The sequence below is a fragment of the Halomonas sp. SL18_1 genome, assembly GCF_055755715.1.
The window spans coordinates 1,167,769-1,191,657 of the sequence record NZ_JBVTRK010000001.1; the positions used below are offsets into that span (position 1 = coordinate 1,167,769).

Below are 23,889 nucleotides of genomic sequence, written 5' to 3' on the forward strand. Positions count from 1 at the left end.
CGATGCACCCGGATACCACACAGAGGCTCATCGGGATTGGCGGCGATCGGCGGATCGCGCGGCTGGCGTCAGGCGGGCGGTATATGAAGAAACGGCGGAAAATCGCTATACTATCAGGCCGTTTCATCGACGAACGGGGCCCGGTGCTGCCAGCTGCGGCGGAAAGTTTAAAGCTTTTGCGCTGCAATAAACAGCGTCGGATGGGCCCCTTAGGCTCATCCATTGGGAGTAGGCCAGGCGCCGTGAATCAGCGTTGAATGCGATCGGCGACGCTGGCCGGAAAGCTTGCTTCGCTGTCGTTGAGCGGACGTGGTACAGCCGTTGTAGGGTTGGCGGCTGCCTAGGAGCCTGTCGGGTTTGACCGATCGTCGCGAGGAACACGGATTTCGAGACAAGTTTATCGATCTGATGAGGCGAATAGCGCGCTATTTAACGAATCAGATCGAATGAAATTGGCCGAAAGCCCGAGTTTCGCAGCAGATCAGCGTTAAGTCCGACAGGCTCCTAGGGAGTGGGGCGCCTGCGCGGCGGGCGTCATGCCATGACAGTCCCTGACACAGGATTGACCAAAAGAGAGCTGCATGATGCAACTAGCCGTGCTATCGGGTTTCTTGCTGGCCGCCTTCGCGCCGCTGCTGCATCGCTGGTTCGGCGAGCGCACTAGCTTCGTGTTGGCGGCCTTTCCCGCCGCCCTGGCCCTCTGGTTCCTGGGCCAGGTGCCCACGGTGATGGAGGGGGAGACGCTGACCCTGGCAATGGAGTGGGTCCCCTCGCTGGGCATGAGCCTGACCTTCGTCGTCGACGGGCTGTCGCTGCTGTTTGCCCTGCTGATCACGGTGATCGGCACCTTCGTGCTGATCTATGCCGGCGGCTATCTCAAGGGGCACCGCGACCTGGTGCGTTTTCATATTGTCATCCTGGCCTTCATGGTCTCGATGCTGGGGCTGGTGCTGGCCGACGGCCTGCTGACGCTGTTCGTGTTCTGGGAGCTGACCAGCATCACCTCCTACCTGCTGATCGGCTTCAACCACGCCGACCTGGAGGCGCGCAAGTCGGCCCGCCAGGGGCTCTTCGTGACCGTCGCCGGCGGCCTGGCGCTGATGGCCGGGCTGGTGATGCTGGGCATCGCCGGCGGCAGTTGGTCGCTGGCCGAGCTCAACGCCATGGGCGATGTGCTGCGCGAGCACGACCTCTACACGCCGCTGCTGATCTGCCTGCTGCTCGGGGCCTTTACCAAGTCGGCGCAGTTCCCCTTCCACTTCTGGCTGCCCAACGCCATGGCGGCGCCCACCCCGGTGTCGGCCTATTTGCACTCCGCGACCATGGTCAAGGCGGGGATCTACCTGCTGGCCCGCCTGCAGCCGGGCCTGGGCGGTACCGAGATGTGGATCGGCATCCTCTCGGTGGTAGGGGCGCTGACCATGTTCACCGGTGCCTTCCTGGCCATTCGCCACACCAATATCAAGAAGCTGCTGGCCTACTCCACGGTGATGGCGCTGGGTACCCTGACTATGCTGCTGGGCATCGGCACCGACGGGGCGCTGATCGCCTTCGTCACCTTCCTGCTCGCGCACTCCCTCTACAAGGGGGCGCTGTTCATGGTGGCGGGGATTCTCGACCACGAGACCGGCACCAAGGATGTCACGGCCATGGGGGGGCTGCGGCCGTTGATGCCGGTCACCGCGGTGGTGGCGCTGATCGCTGCGCTGTCGCTGGCCGGGGTGCCGCCGCTGTTTGGCTTTATCGCCAAGGAGCTGATGTTCGAGTCGGTGCTCGAGGCGGGTGCCTTTCGCTCGCTGATCGTGCTGCTGGCCTTCTCCGCGGCCTTCCTGACCATCGCGGTGGCGGCCATCGTCGCCCTGCGGCCCTTCTTCGGCGAGCGCCGTCAGACGCCACGGGTCGCCCACGAGGCGCCGGCCTCGATGCTGATCGGCCCGGCGGTGCTGGCGGTGCTGTCACTGCTGCTGGGGCTGACCCCGATGCTTGCCGGCACCGGCCTGCTCACCGCGGCGGCCTCGGCGGTGATCGGCGAGCCGATCGAGGTGTCGCTGTCGCTGTGGCACGGCATCAACCTGCCGCTGCTGATGTCGCTGGTCAGCCTGGGGCTCGGCTATGCGCTGTTCCGCCGCTGGGACCGGGTGCGAGGGCGGCTCGCGCGCCTCGACCCGCTGATGGCGCGGGGCCCGGAGGCGGGCTACGAGGGCTTCATGCACGGGGTCACGGTGGTCTCCGACTGGCAGACCCGGATCCTGCAGAACGGCTATATGCGCAACTACATCATGGTGATGGTGCTGACCCTGATCGCCCTGGTCGGCAACTCGCTGCTGCTGCGCCATGCCCCGGCCATCGCCTTTCATGTCGACGTGCGCTTCCACGAGGTCGTGGTGGTGGGGATGCTGGTGATGGGGGCACTGTTCGCCACCATCACCCGCTCGCGACTCAGCGCCGTGGTGTCGGTGGGTATCATGGGCTTCTCCATCGCCCTGACCTTCATCCTGTTCAGCGCGCCGGACCTCGGCATCACCCAGCTGCTGGTAGAGACGCTGACGGTGATCCTGCTGGTGCTGGTGCTGTTCCGCCTGCCGCGCTTCGCCAGCCTCTCGACACCCGTGGAGCGGGTCCGGGATATCGTCGTGGCGGGGAGCGTAGGGGTGCTGATCACCCTGCTGGTGCTGACCGCCTGGGGCATCGACCAGTTCGTGCCGATCTCCGGCTACATGATCGACAACAGCGTGCCGCTGGCCCACGGCCGCAATATCGTCAACGTCATCCTGGTGGACTACCGGGCGCTGGATACCCTGGGCGAGATCTTCGTGCTGGCTCTGGCGGCCATCGGTGTGATCGCCATGCTCAAGCTGCGCGCCGGCGACAAGGCGGCCAAGAAAGCGACCCCGGAGAAGGAGCGGTACGATGGTTAAGTCCGGTACCCTGATACTGCACACGGCGGCGCGTATCCTGATGCCGCTGCAGCTGCTGTTCTCGGTGTTCCTGCTGCTGCGCGGCCACGATGAGCCGGGCGGCGGCTTCATCGCCGGCCTGGTGGCCGCCGGGGCCTTCACTCTCTATCTGTTCGCCTTCGGCGTCAGTGCCACCCGCGACGTGCTGCGCATGGTCGACCCCCGCGACCTGATCGGGATGGGGCTGCTGCTCGGCATGATCTCGGTGTTTCCCGCCTGGTTCATGGACCAGCCCTTCCTTACCGCCCAGTGGTGGGAGATTCCGGGCATCGACTTCAAAGCCTCGACGCCGCTGATCTTCGATATCGGCGTCTACCTGGCGGTGCTCGGCTCGGTGCTGGCCATGGTCATGACGCTGATGGAGGTGGACAAGGATGAACCCTGAACCGCTGGCCCTCGCCGCAACGCCAACCTGCCAGGGAGGTCCCGTATGGAACCGATAATGGCCGTGGCCATCGGCACGCTCTACGCCGCCGCGATCTTCATGATGCTGCGCCGCTCTATCGTCAAGCTGGTGATCGGCCTCATCCTGCTCTCGAATGCCGCCAACCTGCTGATCTTCACGTCGGCGGGCATGACCCGCGGGGCCCCGCCGCTGATCCCCGAGGGGATGGCGGCGCCGCTGGGCGAGGTGGCCGACCCCCTGCCCCAGGCGGTGGTGCTGACCGCCATCGTGATCGCCTTCGGCGTGCTGGCGTTCGCCGTGGTGCTGATTCGCCGGGCCTATGAAATCGTCAAGGCCGATGATCTGGACAAGATGAAGGAAACCGACACGTGAGGCCCGAAGTTGCACTTCCCGTCCTCCTCCCGCTGCTGTCGGGGGCCGTTTCCCTGCTGTTCTGGCGCTCGCGCCCCATGCAGCGCTTCGTGGCGGTGGCCGGCAATGCCGCCCTGCTGGGGGTGGCGCTCTGGCTGATCGCTGCGGTCAGCCGCGAAGGCTATGTGGTGATCCAGATGGGCGGCTGGCCGGCGCCCTTCGGTATCTCCCTGGTGGCCGATATGCTCAGCGCGGTGATGGTGGTGCTGACCGCCATCCTGGGGCTGGCCCTGGCGATCTATTCGCTGGCCGCCACCGGGCCGGGGCATGAAAAATTCGGCTACTACCCGCTGATGCACCTGCTGCTGGCCGGGGTGGCCGGCGCCTTCCTCACCGGCGATATCTTCAACCTCTATGTCTGGTTCGAGGTGATGCTGGTGGCTTCCTTCGCGCTGCTGATCCTCGGCGGCGAGAAGGCGCAGATGGAAGGCGCCATCAAGTACGTGACCCTCAATCTGCTCGCCTCGGTGATTTTCCTGACCGCCATCGGCCTGACCTACGGCATGGTCGGCACCCTCAACATGGCCGATATCGCCCAGCGCCTGGCAGTGGCCGAGCACCAGGGCATGGTCGAGGTGCTGGCGGTGATGTTCATGGTGGCCTTCGGCATCAAGGCGGCGGCCTTCCCGCTGTTCTTCTGGCTGCCGGCCTCCTACCACACGCCGCCGGTGGCGGTCTCGGCGCTGTTTGCCGGGCTGCTCACCAAGGTCGGGGTCTACTCACTGTTCCGGGTGTTCACCCTGATGTTCGACCAGACCCTGGGCTACACCCAGGACCTGCTGATCTGGGGGGCAGCGCTGACCATGGTCACCGGGGTGCTGGGGGCGGCGGCGCAGTTCGAGTTCCGGCGTATCCTGTCGTTTCATATCGTCAGCCAGATCGGCTACATGATCCTGGGGCTGGCGCTGTTCACGCCGCTGGCTATCGCCGGGGGATCTTTGCGGTGGTGCACAACATGGTGGTCAAGACCAACCTGTTCCTGATCAGCGGCATCACCCGCCGGCTGCAGGGCACCTACGAGCTCAAGAAGATGGGCGGCCTCTATCGTGAGCGGCCCTGGCTGGCCGTGGCGTTCTTCCTCTCGGCCTTCTCGCTGGCCGGGATTCCGCCGCTGTCGGGTTTCTTCGCCAAATTCGTGATCGTGCGGGCGGGCATCGAGGCCGAGGCTTACGTGGTGACGGGCATCGCCCTGGCGGTGGGGCTGATGACCCTCTACTCCATGGTCAAGATCTGGAACGAGGTGTTCTGGAAGACCTTGCCCGAGGACAACCGGGTGCCGGTCGAGGCGACCGTGGTCGGTGACGACAGCCGAATCGTGCCGCCGAGCCTGTGGCTGATGTACCTGCCGGTGGCGGTGCTGGCGCTGTTTTCGCTGCTGATCGGCCTCTTCGCCGAGCCGCTGATGGGTATCATGAACCAGGCCGGGAGCAGCTCGATGCATCCCCAGGGATATATCGAGGCGGTGCTGGGCGCCGAGGTGGGCGTCGAAGACGCGCTGATCGAGGCGCAGGAGGTGACCCCATGACCGGTGCCATCTGGAATCTACTGCTGGCCATCGCCTGGGTCGTCCTGAGCGGCGATTTCTCGGGGCTCAACCTGATGGTCGGGCTGGTCTTCGGCTATGTCACCCTGGTGCTGATCGAGCCCCAGGTGGAGGCGCTCAAGGGCTACCCGGCGCGCATCCCGCGCATCCTGCGCTTTCTGGGCTTCTTCATTCGGGAGCTGGTACAGGCCAATCTACGTGTCGGTTTCGATATCCTCACGCCGCCCTGGCACATGAAGCCCGGGGTGATCGCTATGCCCCTGGAGGCGCGCACCGAGCTCGAGATCACCATGGTGGCCAACCTGATCTCGCTGACCCCGGGCACCCTGAGCCTGGACGTCTCCGACGACCGTCGGGTGCTCTACATTCATGCCATGTTCCTCGACGATGAAGAGGAGCTGCGCCACAACCTCAAGGAAATGGAATCCCGTGCCCTGGAGCTGTTTCGCTGACCGTGACTACGAGGTGCCGACATGGACACCGTGATTCTGATCAGCCAGGTGGTAATGGCCCTGGCGCTGATTCTCGCCTTCGTGCGCGTCGTGCGCGGCCCGAGCCTGCCCGACCGGGTGGTGGCGTTGGAGCTCTTTGCCAGCATCGTGGTGGGGCTGGTCGGGGTCTATGCCATCAAGATGGACGTGTCGAGCTTTCTCGATGCCGCCATCGTGATCGCGCTGATGGGCTTTCTCGCCGCCATCGGCTTCGCTCGGTTCCTGGAGCGGGGAGGGCCGCGCGATGATTGAGGTCGTCAAGGGCACGCTGATTCTATCCGGTGCGGTGTTCATGCTGCTGGCGGCGCTGGGCATCCTGCGCCTGCCGGACCTTTTGACCCGCATGCACGCCACCACCAAGGCCGCGGCCCTGGGGGTGATCCTGATCATGCTGGCGGTGGCGCTGCACTTCGCCGAGGTGGCGGTGGCCGCACGCGCCTTCGCGATCATCGTCTTCGTCTTGATGACCGCACCGGTGGCGGCCCATGTGATCGGGCGTGCCGGCTATTTCGTCGGCTCCAAGCTGTGGAGCGGCACGGTCAAGGACGAGCTGCGCCCCAACTACGATCCGCTCACCCACGAACTGAAGAGCGGGATGGAGACCCAGGCCAACGCCCGGCGCGAGCCGAAGGACGACGACCCGCCCTGAGGGGAATACGGAACCGAATGACGCCAGAGGCCGCCTGCGGGCGGCCTCTGGCATTAGGCGTCGGCCGATGGCGGCGCGCAAGGCTTTATCTTGTACGATATCTGTACGACAATTCATGTGTTGTCCATTTATTCGCTCGAGGTAATCGCCATGCCACGCAAGCCGCACCTGCTCGTCATGTGCTGGGGGAGCCGTCCACGGCGTATCGCCTCGCGTCGCGGTAAAACGGCTACAGGTGATGCGCCATGAGCCTCACCCTCGTCTGGCTGCGTCACGACCTGCGCCTGGCCGACAACCCCCTGCTGCGTTTCGAGACGCCGCCGCAGCAGCTGCTATGTGTCTATGTGCTTGATCGGCAATGGCTCGAGGCGCCGGGCCGTCTCGGCGTGTCGCGCCTGGGGCCGGTGAGGCTGCGCTTCCTGTGGGAGAGCCTGATTGCCCTGCGCGGCGAGCTGCTCAAGCGCGGCAGCGACCTCCTGGTACGCATCGGCGACCCGGTGGAAGTGGTGGCCAAGTTGGCGCTGCGCCATGGCGCCGACCAGGTTCGCGTCAGGCGAGACGCTGGCTGGGACGAGACTCGGCACCTGCAGCGGCTTGGTCAACGGCTAGGCAAGAGCGTCACGCTCAGGCAGCTGGATGGAGGTATGCTGCTCGATGAGGCCTGTCTGCCGATGCCGGTGCCCTCCCTGCCGACCAGCTTCTCTTCTTTTCGCCGCAAGACGGAGCGTGCCTGGTCGGTGCCGGTGGCAGCACCACCGCCCGTGACGTTGCCGCCCTGGCCGGAGGGCGCCCCGCGGGGGCTGCCGCCTCTGGGCAAGGTGTGCAGCCGGGCCGAAAGCTGGCTGCCGGATAAGCGAGCGGCCTTCTGCTTTGCCGGCGGCGAAAGCGAGGGGCTTGCCCGCCTTGAGCACTACCTCTGGAATAGCGGTGCCGTGGCGCACTACAAGCAGACCCGCAACGGCCTTCATGGCGCCGACTTCTCCACGCGGCTCTCGCCCTGGCTGGCTCACGGCTGCCTGTCCGCGCGCCAGGTGCACGATGCGGTGCGGGCCTGGGAGGCGCAGCATGGCGCCAACGAATCAAGCTACTGGGTCATCTTCGAGCTGCTGTGGCGCGACTACTTTCACTGGGCGGCCCGCCAGGAGGGGGCGGCACTATACGGCCGTCGCGAGCTGCCGGCGCCCGGCGATGCCTTCCGGGCGTGGCGCGACAGCCGCACCGGGGTGCCCTTCATCGATGCCGCCATGTGCGAGCTAGCCGCCACCGGCTGGCTCTCCAACCGGGCGCGGCAGAACGTGGCCAGCTTTCTGATCCACGAGCTCGGAGGCGACTGGCGCCTCGGGGCGGCCTGGTTCGAGCACACCCTCATCGACTATGACACGGCCAGCAATTGGGGCAATTGGCGCTACATTGCCGGCGTCGGCAGAAATCGCCGCCCCCACCGCTTTGACGTGCAATGGCAGGCGCAGCGCTATGACCTCGAAGGCGCCTATGTGGCGCGCTGGCTGCCGGCGCTTGCCGAGCGGCCCGGCGGTCCGCAGCGCCCGCTATCGCTTGTGCCGGAATCGGATCAGGAGATGCCATGACTCCCTCTCTTCCTCGACTGTCCCTGGCCCTGGCGGTGGCGCCGAATCTGCGCGATGATCCCCCCTGAACCCTGCCAGGAGAGTGATCGCGTGTTGAAACGGACCCTTGGGCTGAGCCTGCTGTTAAGCGTTCTGACCGGCTGTCAGGGCGGCCCCGTGCGCGAGGCCAGCGCCGACGAGGCGTCGCCCCCCGATGCTGCCGTGGCCGCCGACAATGCATCGGTCGAACCCGTTGCCGCGGAGCCGTCTCCCCCGCTAGCTTCGATGCCTGGCTGGCCCGCTTTAGAGACGAGGCTCGTACCGAGGGCATCTCCGAGGCGACCCTGGCCAGCGCCCTGGACGGCATCCGCTATCGACCGCGGGTGATCGAACTCGATCGCTCTCAGCCGGAGTTCGTGCGCCCGATCTGGCAGTACCTGGATACCGCCGTCTCGGCGGCACGCGTGACCCAGGGCCGAGAAACTCGCCCAGCACCGCGACACCGCGCGGCGCATGGAAGCCCGCTATGGCGTGCCGGCGGAGATCATCGTCGCCATCTGGGGGATCGAGAGCAATTACGGCGGCAACTTCGGTGACTTTTCCACCCTGGAGGCGCTGGCCACCCTGGCCTACGACGGCCGCCGTAGCGACTTCGCCCGGGCGAGCTGATGGCGGCGCTGCGGATCATCGAGTCCGGGGATATTGCCCCCCAGCAGATGGTGGGCTCCTGGGCGGGTGCCATGGGGCACACCCAGTTCATCCCCTCGAGCTTCGAAGCCTACGCGGTGGATGGCGACGGCGATGGGCGACGCGATATCTGGGGCAGCATTCCCGACGTCATGGCCTCCACCGCCAACTATCTGGCCCGTGCCGGCTGGCGAGAGGGCGAGCCCTGGGGCGTGGAGGTGCAGCTGCCCGACGACTTCGACTACGCCCAGACCGAGCTCTCCACGCGGCGCAGCAGTCGCGACTGGGCCGAGCAGGGCGTGCGTGCCCGCGGCGGTGAGGCGCTGCCGGCGTTCGAACAGGCGTCGGTGATCGCCCCGGCCGGCGCCCGGGGGCCGGCCTTCCTGGTGGGACCCAACTACCGGGCCATTCTGCGCTACAACAATGCCACCAGCTATGCGCTGTCGGTGGGGACCCTGGCCAATGAGATCGCCGGTCGTGACGGTATCGTGGCGGGCTGGCCCCGGGACGAGCAGCCGCTGGCGCGCCGCCAGGTCCGCGACATGCAGCAGGCCTTGAACGCCCGTGGCTTCGATGTCGGCGCCGCCGACGGCATCATGGGCCCCAATACCCGCCGCGGGCTGCGCGCCTACCAGCGTGAGATCGGTACCACTCCCGACGGTTTCGCCACCCGGCGGCTGCTGGAGCGGCTGCAGCGCTGAGCCCTAGCCCGGCACACACGGCCGAACGACAAGCGCCCCCGCCAAGGGCAGGGGCGCAGTTGGCCATGGTGGAGGCCTAGTCGGTCATGTTGTCGATGGCCTCCTCAATGGCTTCTCCAGCCCTCTGAGCGCCCTCCTGGGTGCGCTCCCAGGCGCTTTCGGCCCCTTCGCCGATGCGGTCGGCGCCTTCCCGGGTGTAGTGCCAGGCGCTGATGGCACCCTCCTGGGTGGTATCCCAGGCCTCGCGCGCCCGCTCGCGGGCCAGATCCCACCAGTCCTGATCGTAGTGGGGCATCTCCTCGAGGGCCTCCTCGGGGGTGTCGACGATCACATCGTGGGTGATCTGGCCGTCCGCGTCTTCGTGGGTGACGAGATGGTAGTGGGGGTTGGTGACCACCAGCGGGGTGTCGCCGAGCCCCAGTTCGCCGTCGGGGCGTACCACCAGGCCGTGAACCCGCATGTCATCCCCGAGCAGCACGTCTGCCACGCTGCTGGCTTCTGTGTCCGGGATGGACTCGAAGTAGACGTCGGCGTCGAGAATCGACTGGACCGAGTAGAGGCCCTGGGGCTCGTACTGCGCATGAGCGCCCGCCGCGAGGCTAGCGGTCAGCAAGCCCACGGCGGTAGCGAGAGTCGTCCTTGCAAAGCGGCGCTGTGCCATTAGGCGTCCTCCTTTTCCATGATGTGGCCCTCAGTGTAGACGACAGCTTGTTCAGCGCTGTCGATCTGCTCGATGCAGCAAACCCATCGCCCCTTTGGGCGGGCATATCACTCATGACTGATGCATGCCGGGCAGAGTTCCTTGTCACCGTGTCGGCATCTAAAAAGGTTCTTTGCACTTTAGCGTGAACATGTTTGGCAGGTTTTATAGTGGGAGGCCGGCTCTGCCGGGCGAAGGCGCCGGAGGCGCCCCTTGGGTAGCGCTGCGCGCTACTTCGCGAGCTGAAGTCGAGGCGTCGAACCGCCCCTTCCACAGGGCAAGTTCACGCCAGTCTGCGAAGAACCTAAAAAAGTCGGGCGAGCAGGGCGGTCACCGCCGTCTCCACGCGCAGGATACGCGGGCCCAGATGGATGCCCTCGCAGCCGGCCTCGAGCAGCCGTTCGACCTCATAGGGGATGAAGCCACCCTCCGGCCCGACGATGAGCAGGGTGGGCTGGTCGAGGCCGCGGGGGCAGGGGCTGGGCATGCCCGGATGCGCCAGCAGGCCGCGCCGCCCGGCCAGCAGCCCCGCCAGCCGCTCCTCGACGAAGGGGCGAAACCCCCTGGCCAGGTTCACCTGGGGCATCACGGTGTCTCGGGACTGCTCCAGCCCCAGCACCAGATGGTCGTGGATCTTCTGCTCGCCGAGCTCCGGGGACTGCCAGTAGCTCTTCTCCACGCGGCGGGTGTGCAGCAGGGTGATCTGCTTCACGCCCAGGGCGGTGACATGCTCGAGGCTGCGGGCCAGCATCCGCGGGCGCGGCAGGGCCAGCACCAGATGCACCGGCAGCGGTGGGGGCGGCGGCTGGTTCATGGCGTCCAGCGTGAAGCGGGCCTCGTGGGCGTCAAGCGCCACGAGCTCGCCGCGGCCGATGCCGCCGCCCTGAACGCCCAGCGTCAGGCGATCGCCGATTCCGGCGCGGTGGATCTCCCTCAAGTGGCGCAGTCGGCGCGGGTCGCGTACCCGGGCCTGGCGGCTGTCTTCGATGTCCTCGGGGGCAAGCAGGATCAGGTTCATCGGGCCTCGTCGCATCGGTTCGAGTTGCAAGGGCGGTGGCGCAGTGCACAATGGCAGTATGAAGGCAACGCTGCCTGCCATGAACAAGGAGTGCCGCCGTGCGCGTCATACGCAAATATGCCAACCGCAGGCTCTATGATACCCAACAGAGCCGCTATGTGACCCTGGAGGATCTGCGTCGCCTGATCCTCGATCAGGAGCCTTTTCGCGTCGAGGACGCCAAGTCCGGCGAGGACCTGACCCGGACCATTCTGCTGTCGATCATCATCGAGCAGGAGCAGGCCGACGGCGAGGCGGAGGTCTTCTCCAACGACCTGCTGGCGGAGTTCATCCGCGTCTACGACATGGCCCAGCCGCTGCCGCTGGCGCGCTACCTGGAGCAGGGCACGCGGCTGATGCTTGAGCAGCAGAAGCGCATGCAGGATCAGTGGCAGCAGGCCATGCGCCACTCGCCCATGGAGCTGATGCGCGACCTGGCAGAGGAGAACATGCGCTTCTGGCAGCAGACCATCGGTCAGGGAGGCCCCCAGAACAACGACGATGACGACTCCAAGACGTCGTGACCGGGGCGGCGATGGCGGCGTCTTTCTGACATAATGCGGCGATATTTTTCGCCTGCGTCCCCAGGGCGCAGGCGTCGTGCCCGTTCCCAGTCGTTTTATAGGTAGAACAGCGGATGAAGGTTCTGATCATCGGCGGCGGTGGCCGCGAACATGCCCTGGCCTGGAAGGTCGCCCAGTCGCCCCGCGTCGAGCGCGTCTTCGTCGCCCCCGGCAATGCCGGCAGCGCCCGCGAGCCCGGGCTCGAGAACGTCGCCATCGGCGTCGACGACCTCGACGGCCTGGTGGCCTTCGCTCGCGAGCAGCGCGTCGACCTCACCATCGTCGGTCCCGAGGCCCCGCTGGTCGCGGGCGTGGTCGACCGCTTCCAGGAGGCGGGGCTGGCGATCTTCGGTCCTTCCGCCGGGGCCGCCCAGCTCGAGGGCTCCAAGTCGTTCACCAAGGACTTCCTGGCCCGCCATGCGATTCCCACCGCCGCCTATCGCACCTTCACCGAGGTGGCGCCGGCGCTTGCGTATCTCGCCGAGCAGGGGGCGCCCATCGTCATCAAGGCCGATGGCCTGGCCGCCGGCAAGGGGGTGATCGTGGCCATGACCCTCGCTGAGGCCGAGGCGGCGGTGCGCGACATGCTCGAGGCCAATGCCTTCGGCGACGCCGGGGCGCGGGTGGTGATCGAGGAGTTCCTGGAGGGCGAGGAGGCAAGCTTCATCGTCATGGTGGACGGCGAGACGGTGCTGCCCATGGCCACCAGCCAGGATCACAAGCGGGCCCTGGACGGCGACGCCGGCCCCAACACCGGGGGCATGGGCGCCTATTCGCCGGCGCCGGTGGTCACCGAGAGCGTCCACGAGCGCATCATGGAGCGGGTGATCCTGCCCACGGTGCGCGGCATGGCCAAGGAGGGGCACCCCTACACCGGCTTTCTCTACGCCGGCTTGATGATCGATGCCGAGGGCAACCCCAAGGTCATCGAGTACAACTGCCGCTTCGGTGACCCGGAGACCCAGCCGATCATGATGCGGCTGCAGTCGGACCTGGCCGAGCTGTGTCTGGCCGGCGCGCGCGGCGAGCTGGCGGGTCATACCTGCGACTGGGACCCGCGGGTTGCGGTGGGCGTGGTGATGGCGGCCGGCGGCTATCCGGGCAGCTATCCCAAGGGCGATGTCATCCGCGGTCTCGAGGCCACCGAGTCCCGCGACTGCAAGGTCTTCCATGCCGGCACGGCGGAGAACGACCGCGGCGAGATCGTTACCGCCGGCGGTCGGGTGCTGTGCGTCACGGCACTGGGCGAGGGTGTCGAGGCGGCGCGCGATCTGGCCTACCAGGAGGTGAACGCCATCACCTGGGAGGCGGTCCAGTACCGCCGCGATATCGCCCATCGCGCCATTGCCCGCGAGCGCCGGGCCGACTGATCCGGCCTGGCAAATCCCTCCCCAACAACAACGAGACGGAGCGAGGATGGAACGCATCAGACTCGAGTTTCCCGCCCAGGCGGTGATTCACCGCCATCCGTTGTCGGTGCGCATCACCGACATGAACTATGGCCGCCACCTGGGTCACGACACCCTGGTGTCGCTGCTCCACGAGGCGCGCATCCAGGCCTTCGGGGCCCTCGGGCTCACCGAATGGGACCTGGGCGGCTTCCCCAGCGTGGTGGCCGATCTCGCCGTGCAGTACCAGTCCGAGGCCCGCTGGCCGGATGCGCTGGTGGTGGAGACGGCCATCCCGTCGCCGCAGGGCAAGGCGCTGGTCGTCTATCATCGGGTGTGTCACGCCGAGGGCGGCAAGCCCGTGGCCACCGCCCGGCTCAACGTGATGTTGGTCGACCCGGCCATCGGGCGCCCGGTGGCGATTCCCGAGGCCGTGCAGCAGGCCATTGCCGGAGCGGGGAGCGCCTGATGTCGCGCGAGTACCCGATCATCGCCGTGACCGGCTCGTCCGGGGCCGGGACCACCACGGTGAAGCGGACCTTCGAACGGATGTTCCTGCGCGAGGACGTGCACGCCGCCTTCGTCGACGGCGACGCCTTCCATCGCTATACCCGCGACGAACTGGCGCGGATCTTCCGTGATGAGCCCGAGCGCAAGGACGAGCTCTCCCACTTCGCCGTGCAGGCCAACCTGCTCGACCGCCTCGAGGCGCTGTTCCAGGAGTACGGCGAATATGGCACCGGGACCTATCGCCACTATATCCATGCCGAAGACAAGCAGATGATCGAGGCGGGCTATCGGGTCGGCACCTTCACCGAGTGGCAGGCCCTGCCCTGCGGCACCGATCTGCTCTTCTACGAGGGGCTGCATGGCGGCCTGGTCACCGCCGATTACGACATCGCCCGGCACGTGGATCTGCTGGTGGGCGTGGCGCCCACCATGAACCTGGAGTGGATCCAGAAGATCGACCGGGATACCAAGCTGCGCGGCCACTCCCAGGAGGCGGTGATCGACACCATCCTCGGGCGCATGGACGATTACGTGCGCTATATCCAGCCGCAGTTCTCGCGCACCCACATCAACTTCCAGCGGGTGCCCACGGTGGACACCTCCAACCCCTTCGAGGTGCAGGATATTCCCAACGACGCCGAGTCCTTCGTAGTGATCCGTTTCCGTGACCCCGCCACGGTGGATTTTCCCTGGCTGCTGGCGATGATCAAGGACTCCTTCATGAGCCGACCCCACACGCTCGTGGTGCCGGGCGCGCGGATGTCGCTGGCCATCGAGCTGATCCTGGCACCGCTGGTGCGCCACCTGCTGGCCCAGCGCCGCTTTCGCTGAGCGGCCTGCGGCGGCCGCCATCTTCATTCCCACAGGAGCGAATGCCCATGGATTGTCTGTTCTGCAAGATCGTCAACCGCGAGATTCCCGCCGATATCGTCTACGAGGACGACGAGGTGCTCGCCTTCAACGACATCAATCCCCAGGCGCCGACCCATATCCTGATCATTCCCAAGCGTCATATCGCCACCCTCAACGATATCAGCGAGGATGACCAGGCGCTGGTCGGGCGGCTGCCGCTCATCGCTGCCCGGCTGGCCGAGGAGCGCGGCTTCGCCGAGGAGGGCTACCGGGTGGTCATGAACTGCAATGACCAGGGGGACAGACGGTCTATCATATTCATATGCACCTGATGGGCGGTCGACGCTTTACTTGGCCGGCTGGCTAGCTGGCGCCCTGCGGTGTCAATCGCGCGCGTCAAGGTGTTCGACGCATCAGGTGCATACCCCCGAAACGCCACCCGCTCAGGGTGGTGTTGCCGTCATGCCGGGCGGGAACTTCTGACCGGTGCCCGACTCGGCTAGAATGGGGAACCGACGCCGAACCTGACCTGCCAGAAGGGTTGCCATGAACCGCAAGCTGAGCCGCGCCGACGCGCTGATCCATCAGTTCGATACCGTACTGCGCACCCTGGTGCCCCATGCGGCCCGTTCCTCCCGGCCATCGCCGATGACGCCGGACATCCGCGATGACGACATGACCCCGGAGGAGCGCCGCCATGCCGAAGGGTTGATGCGCATCAACCATACCGGCGAGGTGTGCGCCCAGGCGCTCTACCAGGGCCAGGGGCTGACCGCCAAGCTGCCCGAGGTGCGCGGCCAGATGGAGCAGGCGGCCCAGGAGGAGATCGACCACCTGGCCTGGTGCGACGACCGCCTGCAGGAACTCGGCGGGCGCACCAGCCTGCTCAATCCGGTCTTCTATGCCGCCTCGTTCGGGCTGGGGGCCGTGGCCGGCGCGGTGGGCGATCGCGTGAGCCTCGGCTTCGTGGCCGCCACCGAGGAGCAGGTCGGCCACCACCTGGAGGATCACCTGGTCAGGCTGCCCGCCGCCGATCACCGCTCCCGCGCGGTGCTGCGGCAGATGGCCATCGACGAGGCGCACCATGCCCAGCTGGCGCTGGAGGCCGGGGGCAGCCGCTTTCCCGCCCCGGTCAAGTTCGGCATGTCGCTGATGTCCAAGGTGATGACCAAGAGCGTCTATCGGGTCTGATCGGACCGACGCAGCCAGCGGCCGTTTGCCCCGGGGCCGCTGGCGATAGGCACTCGGTCAGCGCCTACTCCTCCAGGATCGTATAGGCGTGGGTAATCTCGACGCCGCCCTGGGCGAGCATGATGGAGGCGCTGCAGTATTTCTCGGCGGAGAGCGCCACCGCCCGCTTGACCTGGGCCTCCTTCAGGCCGCGGCCGGCCACGGTGAAGTGGACGTGGATCCTGGTGAACACCGCCGGCACCGCATCGGCGCGCTCGGCCTCCACCTGGGCCACGCAGTCGGTCACCGAGGCGCGGGCCTTCTCGAGGATCTCCATGACGTCGAAGGAGGCGCAGGCGCCCATGCCCATCAGCATCATCTCCATGGGGCGCGGCCCGGTATTGCGGCCGCCGTGGTCGGGCGGGCCGTCGATGACCACGCTGTGGCCGCTTCCTGATTCGGCAACGAATTGGCGACCGTCGGTCCATTTGATTGAGGCTTTCACGAGCTGAACTCCTTCCGATTGGTTTAGATGCGCTGACCCAGGACGGCCACCGTGGCCGCTTCCGGCTTTCTACAACCCCCGGCAACGAATTGGCGACCGTCAGTCCATTTCACAGAGGCTTTCATGACAAGGGTTCCTTTTTTGATCGTCGGGTAAAGTGGGCCAGCATACAGGGGTATCGCAGCTTCCCATAGCGAGAGGCGCCATAGCGAGAGGCGCCGGGGACAGGCCGCAGAGGGGGTCCGAGGACCAGGGATGGCGGAGGTAGCTTCGGCTCAGCCCCCCAGGCGCCGGTCGAGCTCGGCCAGCCGCTCGGGGGTGCCCACGTCGACCCACTGGCCAGGGTGATGGTGGCCGCTCACGCGCCCCTCGGCCATGGCCCGGCGCAGCAGCGGGGCCAGGGCGAAGGCGCCGGGGGCTCCGCGGCCACCAGTTCGGGACGCATCAGGCTGACCCCGGCGAAGGTCAGCCGCGGCTCGCCCTCGGCGTGCACCCGCCCCCGGGCGTCGAGGTGGAAGTCGCCCTGGGGATGATGGCCGGGGTTGTCCACCAGCGCCAGCCGGGCCAGGTCGTCGCCCAGCGGCGAAAGCGCGGTCGGGTCCAGGTCGCACCAGACATCGCCGTTGATCAGCAGGAAGGGCGCCTCCCCCAGTAGCGGCAGCGCCTGGCGGATGCCGCCGCCGGTTTCCAGCGGCGCCACCTCGCGACTCCAGGCGATGCGCACCCCGTATGCGGCGCCGTCCCCCAGCGCGTCCACGATCTGCTCGGCCCGGTAGCTCACGTTGATCACCACTTCCACGATGCCCGCCTCGCGCAGCCGCGCCAGGTGGTGGACGATCAGCGGCTTGCCCGCCACCGGCAGCAGCGGCTTGGGACAATGGTCGGTGAGCGGGCGCATGCGCTTGCCGAGCCCCGCGGCCAGGATCATCGCCTTCACGCGCCGCGCTCCAGCCGTGCCTCAAGGGTGGGGCGGAAGGTCTCCCCCAGCCAGGCCTTGAAGGCCTCGTGGCCGTCGAGCCCCGCCAGGCTGTCCTCCAGGTGGGCGAGGAAGTGGGGGAGGCGGGTCAGGTAGCCGTCGCGGCCGTCGCGCAGGGTCAGCCGGCAGAAGATGCCCAGCACCTTGAGAGAGCGCTGGGCGGCCATGGCCTGGGTCTGAGCCAGGAAGGCGGCCGGGTCGGTGCGCGAGGGCAGGCGGCCCTCTGCCGCGGCGCGCTGCCGGAAGGCCTCCACCCAGGCGGCGAAGCGCGGGGCGGCGAAGCGGCAGTAGCGGCCGCGGAGCAGCGAGATCAGGTCGTAGCTGAGCGGGCCGGCCACCGCGTCCTGGAAGTCGATCAGATGGAGACTGTCATCCTGGACCATCAGGTTCATGGCGTCGAAGTCGCGATGCACCGCGACCACCGGCTGTGCCAGCGCCGAGTCGACCAGCGCCTCGCGCAGCGCCTCCCAGCCCGGGGGCGCGGCGACCCCCAGCCACTCGTCCAGACACCAGTTGGGAAAGAGGTCCAGCTCGCGCTGGAGCAGTGCGGCGTCATAGGGCGGCAGCGCGTCCGGCGAGGCGCGGTTCTGCAGGGCATGGATCAGCGCGATGGCCCGTTCGTGCCAGGCCAGGGTCGCGGGATGGTCGTCGCCGTCAAAGCAGTGCTGCAAGGGGGTGTCGCCCAGGTCGTCGAGCTCGAGAAAGCCCGTCTCAAGCGCCTCGGCGTGCAGGGCGGGCACCGGCAGGCCGCCGGCGCGCCAGCGGCGGGCGATGGCGACGAAGGGGCGGCTGTCCTCCCGCTCGGGCGGCGCATCCATCAGCATGCGCGTCGTCCCGTCGGGTAGGCGCAGTCGATAGTAGCGACGAAAGCTGGCGTCGCCGGCGGCCAGCCGCAGGTCCAGGGCATCGGCGGCGAGACCGTGTCGCTCGGCCGCCCAGCGGCGCAGCTGGCTCAGTCGTGTCGGAGAATCGGCCTCGGTCATTCGGGCTCCTTGCGAGTGTCGGGCATCGGCGGTTGACGCCCGTGGGACGCCGCCGCATGCTGGCTCGGCGGCCGCGGCGCATACGACAGGCGGGATGCGATCTGTATAATACCGACTCTCTTCGCCGAGGACAGCGAGCACCATGGGCAAGCGATACTCAGGGATGGCCCTTGCCGGCCTGATCACCTCCGGCCTGATCCCCCTGGGCCTGGGCGCCGGCGCGCCGCCGGCCGCGGCCGAGCCGATGCCGGCCGAGCGTCTCGACTGGCGCCCCTGGGGAGACGAGCGGCCGGCGGACGCGCTGTGCCGCGGCGTCTACGTGATGCCCGACTATCGCCTGCCCGCCCCCGACGACCCGCGCCAGGTGCGCAGCGAGTCCGATACCGCCTTCTACGGCGAGGACGGCGAGACGATCCTCGGCGGCGAGGTGGTGCTGCGCCGCGGCGACAGCCAGCTGGAATCGCCGCGCGTCAGCGTGCCGGCAGCCCGCGAAAGCGCCTTCGCCGAGGGCCCCCTGGCGCTGCGGGATCAGAATCTGCTGGTGCGCGGCGAGGCCGCCGAGGTCTCGCTGGTCAGCGATGCCGTGCGTATCGACGCTGCCCACTACGTGATCCATGACCGCCATCTGCGCGGCGAGGCGCTGCGCCTGGCGCGCCAGGAGGACGGGCGCTTTCGCCTGACCTCGGCGAATTTCACCACCTGCGACCCGGGCAGCGAGCAGTGGCGGCTGGTCGGCGGCGACGTGGTGCTCGACCGCGAAAGCGGCTTCGGCACCGCCCGCCATGCGCGGCTCGAGCTGGGTCGGGTGCCGGTCTTCTACTGGCCCTGGGTGCGTTTTCCCATCGACGACCGGCGCCATACCGGCTTTCTGTGGCCGGAGATCGGCGTCTCCGGTGGCGCCCTGGACTACGCCCAGCCGTTCTACTGGAATATCGCGCCCAACCACGACGCCACCATCACCCCGCGCTGGATCAGCGACCGTGGCCTGCTGCTGGGCGGCGAATATCGCTACCTCTTCCCCACCGACGCCGGGCAGATCGAGGGCGCCTACCTGGCCCGCGACGGCGGCGGCTCCAGCGACGACCCCGCCGCTCCCTCGCGGCGCTTCGAGGGGGAGGATCGCTGGTACCTCGACTACCGGCACCAGGGGCGCTTCGATGAGCGCACCGGCTACCAGCTGCGCTACGGGGCGGCCAGCGACGGGCGCTACTTCGACGACTTCGGCAGCGTCTTCGGCGACAGCCCCTCAAACCTCTCCCGTCTGGCCCGGCTCCACTACGGCGGCGATGTCTGGCGACTGGACGCCCGGGCCCAGGGCTTCCAGCGCCTCGACGATCCGCTGCGCGACCGCGACAAGCCCTTCTATCGTCTGCCCAGCCTGAGTGCCGACGCGCGCTGGTCGCAGCCGGGTGGCCTCTACCAGGAGTGGCGCTCCAACCTGACCTATTTCTGGCGCGACGTGGATGAGACCGCGATTCCCCGTGACCGGGAGGCGGCGCTTGGCACCCGGCTGCACCTCTCGCCGGCCACCGGCTGGCGCTTCGAAGAGCGCTGGGGGCACCTGGAGCCGCGGGTCGAGTGGCTCTACACCGGCTACGCCCTGGACTACGGCCGGCGCGAGACCGACCGCGACACCTCGCTCTCCCGGACGCTGCCGGTGAGCAGCCTCGACGGCGGCCTGGTCTTCGAGCGCGAGCTGGCGCTGGGCGGGCGCGACTATCGCCAGACCCTGGAACCGCGCTTCAACTACGCCTATGTGCCGGCTCGCGACCAAACCGAGTTTCCCGACTTCGATACCAGCGAGCGCGCCTTTTCCTGGGAGCGGCTCTGGTCGCCGTACCGATTCTCCGGCGCCGACCGGGTGGGGATCTCAATCGCCTATCGCTGGGCCTCGACTCGCGCCTGCTGGAAGATGACCGCGGGCGTGAGCGCCTGGCGGTCGGCGTGGGGCAGGCGTTTTACCTCGACGACCGGCGCATCGACATGGACGGGGATCCGGACACGGTGCCGGCGCGGAATGACGACTTCCAGGGCTGGTACCGTGCCACCCGGGACCGCTCACCGCTGGTCGCCCGCGCCGACTGGCAGGTGACCGAGCGCTGGCGCACCCGCTGGCAGTGGCTCTACGACGACCACTTCGAGCAGACCGAACGCGCCTCCCTCGACCTGCAGTACCGTGCCCCCGCCGGCCACGTATTGAACCTGGGGTACCGCTGGGAACTCCAAGGCTTCGATCCGTCGGTCGAGCCCGGCGACGACGCCTTCCGTGACTTCAACCGCGAAGAGTATGATGTGTCGTTTGCCTGGAAGACCTCGCCGCGGATCGACCTGATCGGCCGCGCCCTCTACGACTACACCAACGACCGCTTCCTCGAGCAGCTGGCGGGTGTGCAGTGGAATGACTGCTGCTATGGTCTGCAGCTGGTCTGGCGCGAGTGGGTCGACGACAACGACACCGCCCGGGTCGAAGACGACACCACCGACCGCGGCATCTTCCTGCGCTTCGTGCTGAAGGGCCTCGGCGGCGTGGGCGGCGATGCCGGAGACTACTTCGAACGGGCCGTGCCGGGCTACCGCGCCACGGCCTTCTGAACGACCCGCGTGGTCGGCAAACGAGAGACATGATGAGAGGAAAGAACGACATGCGCACTCCCCGAATCGCCACCCTGGGCGTCATCCTGGCGCTGTGCCTCGGGGCCCTGTCGCTCGGCGCCCAGGCGCAGAGCTTCCAGCCGCTGGAGCGTCAGTCGCTGGACCGCATCGTGGCGGTGGTCAACCAGCAGGCGATCATGGAGAGCCAGCTCAGCGATCGCTTGGAGCAGGCGCGCAGCCAGCTGACCGGCGAACAGGCCCAGAACCTGCCGCCGGAGTCGGTGATGCGCGAGCAGGTCCTCGAACGGCTGATCCTCGAGGAGATCCAGCTGCAGAAGGCCGCCGAGGCGGGGCTCTCGGTGGACGATACTCAGCTCAATCGCCAGATGCGCGCCATCGCCGAAGAGAACGGCATGAGCCTGGAGCAGTTCGCCGACGCCCTGGAGGCCGACGGCCTGACGCTCGCCTCCGTGCGTGAAGAGATTCGCCGCGAGATGCTGATGCACGAGCTTCAGCAGCGCCAGGTGGGTAACCGGGTCAACGTCAGCGAGCGCGAGGTCGAGCGCTTCATCGAACAGCAGGGCGGTGCGGTCAGCCGTGAGCAGGCGCGCCAGGCGGTGTTCCAGCGCAAGGCCAACGAGGCCCTGGAGGCGTGGATCCAGGAGATCCGTGCCGAGGCCTTCATCGACAATCGCCTGTCGGCCGCGCGCTGATGGCCGATGCGGCCCAGGCGCCGGTGCTGGCGCTGACCACCGGTGAACCCGCCGGTGTTGGCCCCGAGCTAGCGCTGAAGCTGGCGGCCGCCGCACCGCCGTCGGCACGGCTGGTCGCGGTGGGCGACCCGGCCCTGCTGGCCGAGCGCGCCGCCCTGCTGGGGCTCGATCTGTCGCTGCCGCGGCTCTCGCCCGGCGAGCCGGTGCCCGCGCCCCGCGCCGGGGTGCTGCCGGTGTGGCCGGTGGCGTTGCGGGCGCCGAGCCGAGCGGGGGAACTGGCCACGGCCAACGCCGACTACGTGCTGGAGACCCTCGACGTGGCGGTGGCCGCCTGTCGCGCCGGTCACGCCGCCGGCATGGTCACCGCGCCACTGCACAAGGGCGTGATCCTGGAGGCCGGCCATGCCGGCTTCACGGGGCATACCGAGTACCTGCGCGACGCCTGCGGCGTCGACGAGGTTGTGATGATGCTGGCCACCGACAGCGCCCTGCACGCCGCCGCGCCCGACTGGCAGGGCGGCTCGGCGCTGCGGGTGGCGCTGGCCACCACGCACCTGCCGCTGCGTGAGGTAGCCGATGCCATCCGCGCGCCGCGCCTGGCGCGTCTCCTGCGCATTCTGCACGCCGATCTGCGGCGCTGGTTCGCCGTCGAGCGGCCGCGCATCGCGGTCTGCGGGCTCAATCCCCACGCCGGCGAGGGCGGGCACCTGGGGCGCGAAGAGCTCGAGATCATCGCCCCTGCCTGGCCGGGCTGCGCGACGAGGGCCTCGACCTTGACGGGCCGCTGCCGGCGGATACCCTGTTCACACCGCGCCACCTGGCCGGCGTCGACGCGGTACTGGCGATGTACCACGACCAGGGGCTGCCGGTGCTCAAGTACGCCGGCTTCGGGCGCGCCGCCAATATCACCCTGGGCCTGCCGTTTCCGCGCACTTCGGTGGATCACGGCACCGCCCTGGACCTGGCCGGCAGCGGCCGCGCCGACCCCGGCAGCCTGGCCGTGGCCGTGGCCCTGGCCGCTGAGATGGCTGGAAGTTCTTTTTGCACCAACGCGAGGGGCGCTGGGGCAAGCCAAAGAGGAGGTCCTACGCCAGGGATGGCGTCGGTAGCGTACAGGGACGTATTCACAGCGCCTCCGGAAGGCCGGCCCCGCTCGCAGGCGTGCCGCCAGATCAGCCCCGCATTGAAGTCACTACCGCACTCAAGACAGAGACAGAAGGACACCCCTGAATGGCAGCTCGCCCCCGGTTCACCGGGCCCGTAAGCGCTTCGGCCAGAACTTCCTGCGCGACCCCGGCATCATCTCGCGCATCGTGCGGGCCATCGCGCCGCGCCCCGACGACCGCCTGGTGGAGATCGGCCCAGGCCAGGGCGCCCTCACCGAGCCGCTGCTGGAGGCCGCCGGCGGTCGCCTCGAGGTGATCGAGCTCGACCGCGACCTGATACCGGGGCTGCGGGTGCAGTTCTTCAACCACCCCGACTTCGTGATCCACGAGGGCGACGCCCTCAAGTTTGATTTTCGCGCCCTGCGCGGCGCGGGCGAGCCGCTGCGCGTGGTGGGCAACCTGCCCTACAATATCTCCACGCCGCTGATCGGTCACCTGCTCGAGGCGGGCGATGCCGTCGCCGACATGCACTTCATGCTGCAGAAGGAGGTGGTCGACCGGCTCGCGGCGGCCCCTGGCGGGGCCGACTGGGGCGGCTCTCGGTGATGGCTCAGTACCGCTGCCGCGTGGATGCGCTGTTCGTGGTGCCGCCGGAAGCCTTCGTGCCACGCCCCAAGGTCGACTCCGCCATCGTGCGGCTGACCCCCTACGGCGAGCCGCCGCATCCGGCCGAGGACGAGGCGCTGCTGTTTCGCTTGGTGCGCCAGGCCTTCGGGCAGCGGCGCAAGACGCTGCGCAACAACCTCAAGGGGCTGGTCGACGGGGCTGCACTCGAGGCCCTGGGGATCGACCCCGCGCGTCGCCCCCAGACCCTGAACGTGGAAGAGTTCGTGCGTATCGCCAACCATCTGGCCGCGACGGAGGCGACCCCATGACCCAGGCATCGGAGACTCCTTATGCCGGCGAGATTCGCATCGACGTGGAGCCGGCCTTCCGCGAGGAGGAGTCCTCGGCGGACGAGTCGCGCTATGTGTTCAGCTACACGGTGACCATTCATAACCACTCGCCGCGCAGCGTGCAGCTGCTGGCGCGTCACTGGAAGATCACCCAGGGTAGCGGCAAGGTGCAGGAAGTGCGCGGCAAGGGGGTCGTGGGCCAGCAGCCGATGATCGGCCCCGGGCAGACCTTCCGCTACACCAGCCGGGCGATTCTCGACGGCCCGGTGGGGGTGATGGAGGGCGACTACACCTGCGTGGACACCGCCAGCCAGCGGCCCTTCGAGGTGGCGGTGCCGCCCTTCCGGCTGGCCGGTCCCAACCAGGTCCACTGACGCGGAGCGTCCGGCGCGCCTTTATATCGCACAG

The 23,889-nt window shown here is 68.0% G+C and carries 18 protein-coding genes and 7 pseudogenes; 20 read left to right on the forward strand and 5 right to left on the reverse strand.

The window, feature by feature from the left end; genetic code table 11:
* Positions 1 to 584 precede the first annotated feature (584 nt).
* From ACSJDS_RS05930 to ACSJDS_RS05970, 9 genes and pseudogenes are all read left to right on the forward strand, one after another.
* The gene (locus ACSJDS_RS05930) at positions 585 to 2,918 is read left to right on the forward strand and encodes a putative monovalent cation/H+ antiporter subunit A (protein ID WP_473034981.1); all 2,334 of its coding nucleotides are present in this window, start codon (positions 585 to 587) and stop codon (positions 2,916 to 2,918) included.
* Positions 2,911 to 3,342 (forward strand): Na+/H+ antiporter subunit B, encoded by a 432-nt coding sequence (locus tag ACSJDS_RS05935; RefSeq protein ID WP_473032464.1) that lies wholly within the window; start codon positions 2,911 to 2,913, stop codon positions 3,340 to 3,342. The genes ACSJDS_RS05930 and ACSJDS_RS05935 overlap by 8 nt, the downstream gene beginning before the upstream one ends.
* 45 nt (positions 3,343 to 3,387) lie before the next feature.
* A complete protein-coding gene (locus tag ACSJDS_RS05940; protein WP_473032465.1) occupies positions 3,388 to 3,735 on the forward strand; it encodes a Na+/H+ antiporter subunit C in 348 nt (115 codons plus the stop codon).
* Positions 3,732 to 5,299: pseudogene (locus tag ACSJDS_RS05945) on the forward strand (Na+/H+ antiporter subunit D). The gene ACSJDS_RS05940 and the pseudogene ACSJDS_RS05945 overlap by 4 nt, the downstream one beginning before the upstream one ends.
* Positions 5,296 to 5,769, forward strand: a complete 474-nt coding sequence (locus ACSJDS_RS05950; protein ID WP_473032466.1) for a Na+/H+ antiporter subunit E — start codon at positions 5,296 to 5,298, stop codon at positions 5,767 to 5,769. The pseudogene ACSJDS_RS05945 and the gene ACSJDS_RS05950 overlap by 4 nt, the downstream one beginning before the upstream one ends.
* Before the next feature lie 21 nt (positions 5,770 to 5,790).
* Positions 5,791 to 6,060 carry an MrpF/PhaF family protein gene (locus ACSJDS_RS05955; protein WP_473032467.1) on the forward strand — a complete coding sequence of 90 codons (270 nt, stop codon included), beginning with the start codon at positions 5,791 to 5,793 and terminating at the stop codon, positions 6,058 to 6,060.
* Positions 6,053 to 6,457, forward strand: coding sequence for a monovalent cation/H(+) antiporter subunit G (gene mnhG, locus ACSJDS_RS05960; RefSeq protein ID WP_473032469.1), 405 nt, complete (start codon positions 6,053 to 6,055; stop codon positions 6,455 to 6,457). Before ACSJDS_RS05955 ends, mnhG begins: the two co-directional genes overlap by 8 nt.
* Positions 6,458 to 6,702: 245 nt before the next feature.
* Positions 6,703 to 8,043, forward strand: a complete 1,341-nt coding sequence (locus ACSJDS_RS05965; RefSeq protein ID WP_473032470.1) for a DASH family cryptochrome — start codon at positions 6,703 to 6,705, stop codon at positions 8,041 to 8,043.
* Positions 8,044 to 8,288: 245 nt separating this feature from the next.
* Positions 8,289 to 9,410: pseudogene (locus ACSJDS_RS05970) on the forward strand (lytic murein transglycosylase); the annotation flags it as partial.
* A 76-nt stretch (positions 9,411 to 9,486) separates the two neighbouring features.
* Here the strand turns inward: ACSJDS_RS05970 and ACSJDS_RS05975 are convergent.
* On the reverse strand, positions 9,487 to 10,071 hold the full coding sequence (locus ACSJDS_RS05975) for a PRC-barrel domain containing protein (protein ID WP_473032471.1): 585 nt from the start codon (positions 10,069 to 10,071) through the stop codon (positions 9,487 to 9,489).
* 343 nt (positions 10,072 to 10,414) lie between these two features.
* On the reverse strand, positions 10,415 to 11,128 hold the full coding sequence (locus ACSJDS_RS05980; protein WP_473032472.1) for a 16S rRNA (uracil(1498)-N(3))-methyltransferase: 714 nt from the start codon (positions 11,126 to 11,128) through the stop codon (positions 10,415 to 10,417).
* Between the two features lie 98 nt (positions 11,129 to 11,226).
* On the opposite strand from ACSJDS_RS05980, the gene phaR reads away from it, so the two are divergent.
* The 6 genes and pseudogenes from phaR to coq7 all read left to right on the forward strand — a co-directional run bounded on the left by phaR (position 11,227) and on the right by coq7 (position 15,671).
* The gene (phaR, locus tag ACSJDS_RS05985) at positions 11,227 to 11,691 is read left to right on the forward strand and encodes a polyhydroxyalkanoate synthesis repressor PhaR (RefSeq protein ID WP_473032473.1); all 465 of its coding nucleotides are present in this window, start codon (positions 11,227 to 11,229) and stop codon (positions 11,689 to 11,691) included.
* 113 nt (positions 11,692 to 11,804) lie between these two features.
* On the forward strand, positions 11,805 to 13,100 hold the full coding sequence (purD, locus tag ACSJDS_RS05990) for a phosphoribosylamine--glycine ligase (protein ID WP_473032474.1): 1,296 nt from the start codon (positions 11,805 to 11,807) through the stop codon (positions 13,098 to 13,100).
* A gap of 46 nt (positions 13,101 to 13,146) precedes the next feature.
* Entirely contained in the window at positions 13,147 to 13,587 is a 441-nt protein-coding gene (locus tag ACSJDS_RS05995; protein WP_473032475.1) for an acyl-CoA thioesterase, read from the forward strand.
* Positions 13,587 to 14,459: a phosphoribulokinase gene (locus tag ACSJDS_RS06000; RefSeq protein WP_473032476.1), complete on the forward strand. Its 873-nt coding sequence runs from the start codon at positions 13,587 to 13,589 to the stop codon at positions 14,457 to 14,459. The genes ACSJDS_RS05995 and ACSJDS_RS06000 overlap by 1 nt, the downstream gene beginning before the upstream one ends.
* A gap of 47 nt (positions 14,460 to 14,506) precedes the next feature.
* A pseudogene (locus ACSJDS_RS06005) lies at positions 14,507 to 14,847 on the forward strand (histidine triad nucleotide-binding protein).
* Positions 14,848 to 15,026: 179 nt separating this feature from the next.
* A complete protein-coding gene (coq7, locus tag ACSJDS_RS06010; RefSeq protein WP_473032477.1) occupies positions 15,027 to 15,671 on the forward strand; it encodes a 2-polyprenyl-3-methyl-6-methoxy-1,4-benzoquinone monooxygenase in 645 nt (214 codons plus the stop codon).
* A gap of 64 nt (positions 15,672 to 15,735) precedes the next feature.
* Here the strand turns inward: coq7 and ACSJDS_RS06015 are convergent, their stop codons facing one another.
* The 3 genes and pseudogenes from ACSJDS_RS06015 to ACSJDS_RS06025 all read right to left on the reverse strand — a co-directional run bounded on the left by ACSJDS_RS06015 (position 15,736) and on the right by ACSJDS_RS06025 (position 18,114).
* The gene (locus ACSJDS_RS06015) at positions 15,736 to 16,155 is read right to left on the reverse strand and encodes an OsmC family protein (protein ID WP_473032478.1); all 420 of its coding nucleotides are present in this window, start codon (positions 16,153 to 16,155) and stop codon (positions 15,736 to 15,738) included.
* Between the two features lie 275 nt (positions 16,156 to 16,430).
* Positions 16,431 to 17,092, reverse strand: a pseudogene (gene murU / locus ACSJDS_RS06020) (N-acetylmuramate alpha-1-phosphate uridylyltransferase MurU).
* On the reverse strand, positions 17,089 to 18,114 hold the full coding sequence (locus ACSJDS_RS06025; protein WP_473032479.1) for an aminoglycoside phosphotransferase family protein: 1,026 nt from the start codon (positions 18,112 to 18,114) through the stop codon (positions 17,089 to 17,091). Before ACSJDS_RS06025 ends, murU begins: the two are co-directional and overlap by 4 nt.
* A 142-nt stretch (positions 18,115 to 18,256) precedes the next feature.
* Between ACSJDS_RS06025 and ACSJDS_RS06030 the strand changes: the two are divergent.
* The 5 genes and pseudogenes from ACSJDS_RS06030 to apaG all read left to right on the forward strand — a co-directional run bounded on the left by ACSJDS_RS06030 (position 18,257) and on the right by apaG (position 23,855).
* Positions 18,257 to 20,706, forward strand: a pseudogene (locus ACSJDS_RS06030) (LPS-assembly protein LptD).
* A 50-nt stretch (positions 20,707 to 20,756) separates the two neighbouring features.
* Positions 20,757 to 21,419, forward strand: a complete 663-nt coding sequence (locus tag ACSJDS_RS06035) for a SurA N-terminal domain-containing protein (protein WP_473032480.1) — start codon at positions 20,757 to 20,759, stop codon at positions 21,417 to 21,419.
* A pseudogene (pdxA, locus tag ACSJDS_RS06040) lies at positions 21,419 to 22,449 on the forward strand (4-hydroxythreonine-4-phosphate dehydrogenase PdxA); the annotation flags it as partial. The gene ACSJDS_RS06035 and the pseudogene pdxA, both read left to right, overlap by 1 nt.
* Before the next feature lie 196 nt (positions 22,450 to 22,645).
* Positions 22,646 to 23,460, forward strand: a pseudogene (gene rsmA / locus ACSJDS_RS06045) (16S rRNA (adenine(1518)-N(6)/adenine(1519)-N(6))-dimethyltransferase RsmA).
* Positions 23,457 to 23,855 carry a Co2+/Mg2+ efflux protein ApaG gene (gene apaG, locus ACSJDS_RS06050; RefSeq protein WP_473032481.1) on the forward strand — a complete coding sequence of 133 codons (399 nt, stop codon included), beginning with the start codon at positions 23,457 to 23,459 and terminating at the stop codon, positions 23,853 to 23,855. Before rsmA ends, apaG begins: the two are co-directional and overlap by 4 nt.
* Positions 23,856 to 23,889: the final 34 nt, after the last annotated feature.

Coding starts and splice junctions, on each gene's coding strand:
- ACSJDS_RS05930 (WP_473034981.1), top strand. CDS start 585: ATGCAACTAGCCGTGCTATCGGGTTTCTTGCTGGCCGCCTTCGCGCCG.
- ACSJDS_RS05935 (WP_473032464.1), top strand. CDS start 2,911: ATGGTTAAGTCCGGTACCCTGATACTGCACACGGCGGCGCGTATCCTG.
- ACSJDS_RS05940 (WP_473032465.1), top strand. CDS start 3,388: ATGGAACCGATAATGGCCGTGGCCATCGGCACGCTCTACGCCGCCGCG.
- ACSJDS_RS05950 (WP_473032466.1), top strand. CDS start 5,296: ATGACCGGTGCCATCTGGAATCTACTGCTGGCCATCGCCTGGGTCGTC.
- ACSJDS_RS05955 (WP_473032467.1), top strand. CDS start 5,791: ATGGACACCGTGATTCTGATCAGCCAGGTGGTAATGGCCCTGGCGCTG.
- mnhG (WP_473032469.1), top strand. CDS start 6,053: ATGATTGAGGTCGTCAAGGGCACGCTGATTCTATCCGGTGCGGTGTTC.
- ACSJDS_RS05965 (WP_473032470.1), top strand. CDS start 6,703: ATGAGCCTCACCCTCGTCTGGCTGCGTCACGACCTGCGCCTGGCCGAC.
- ACSJDS_RS05975 (WP_473032471.1), bottom strand. CDS start 10,071: ATGGCACAGCGCCGCTTTGCAAGGACGACTCTCGCTACCGCCGTGGGC.
- ACSJDS_RS05980 (WP_473032472.1), bottom strand. CDS start 11,128: ATGAACCTGATCCTGCTTGCCCCCGAGGACATCGAAGACAGCCGCCAG.
- purD (WP_473032474.1), top strand. CDS start 11,805: ATGAAGGTTCTGATCATCGGCGGCGGTGGCCGCGAACATGCCCTGGCC.
- ACSJDS_RS05995 (WP_473032475.1), top strand. CDS start 13,147: ATGGAACGCATCAGACTCGAGTTTCCCGCCCAGGCGGTGATTCACCGC.
- ACSJDS_RS06000 (WP_473032476.1), top strand. CDS start 13,587: ATGTCGCGCGAGTACCCGATCATCGCCGTGACCGGCTCGTCCGGGGCC.
- coq7 (WP_473032477.1), top strand. CDS start 15,027: ATGAACCGCAAGCTGAGCCGCGCCGACGCGCTGATCCATCAGTTCGAT.
- ACSJDS_RS06025 (WP_473032479.1), bottom strand. CDS start 18,114: ATGACCGAGGCCGATTCTCCGACACGACTGAGCCAGCTGCGCCGCTGG.
- ACSJDS_RS06035 (WP_473032480.1), top strand. CDS start 20,757: ATGCGCACTCCCCGAATCGCCACCCTGGGCGTCATCCTGGCGCTGTGC.
- apaG (WP_473032481.1), top strand. CDS start 23,457: ATGACCCAGGCATCGGAGACTCCTTATGCCGGCGAGATTCGCATCGAC.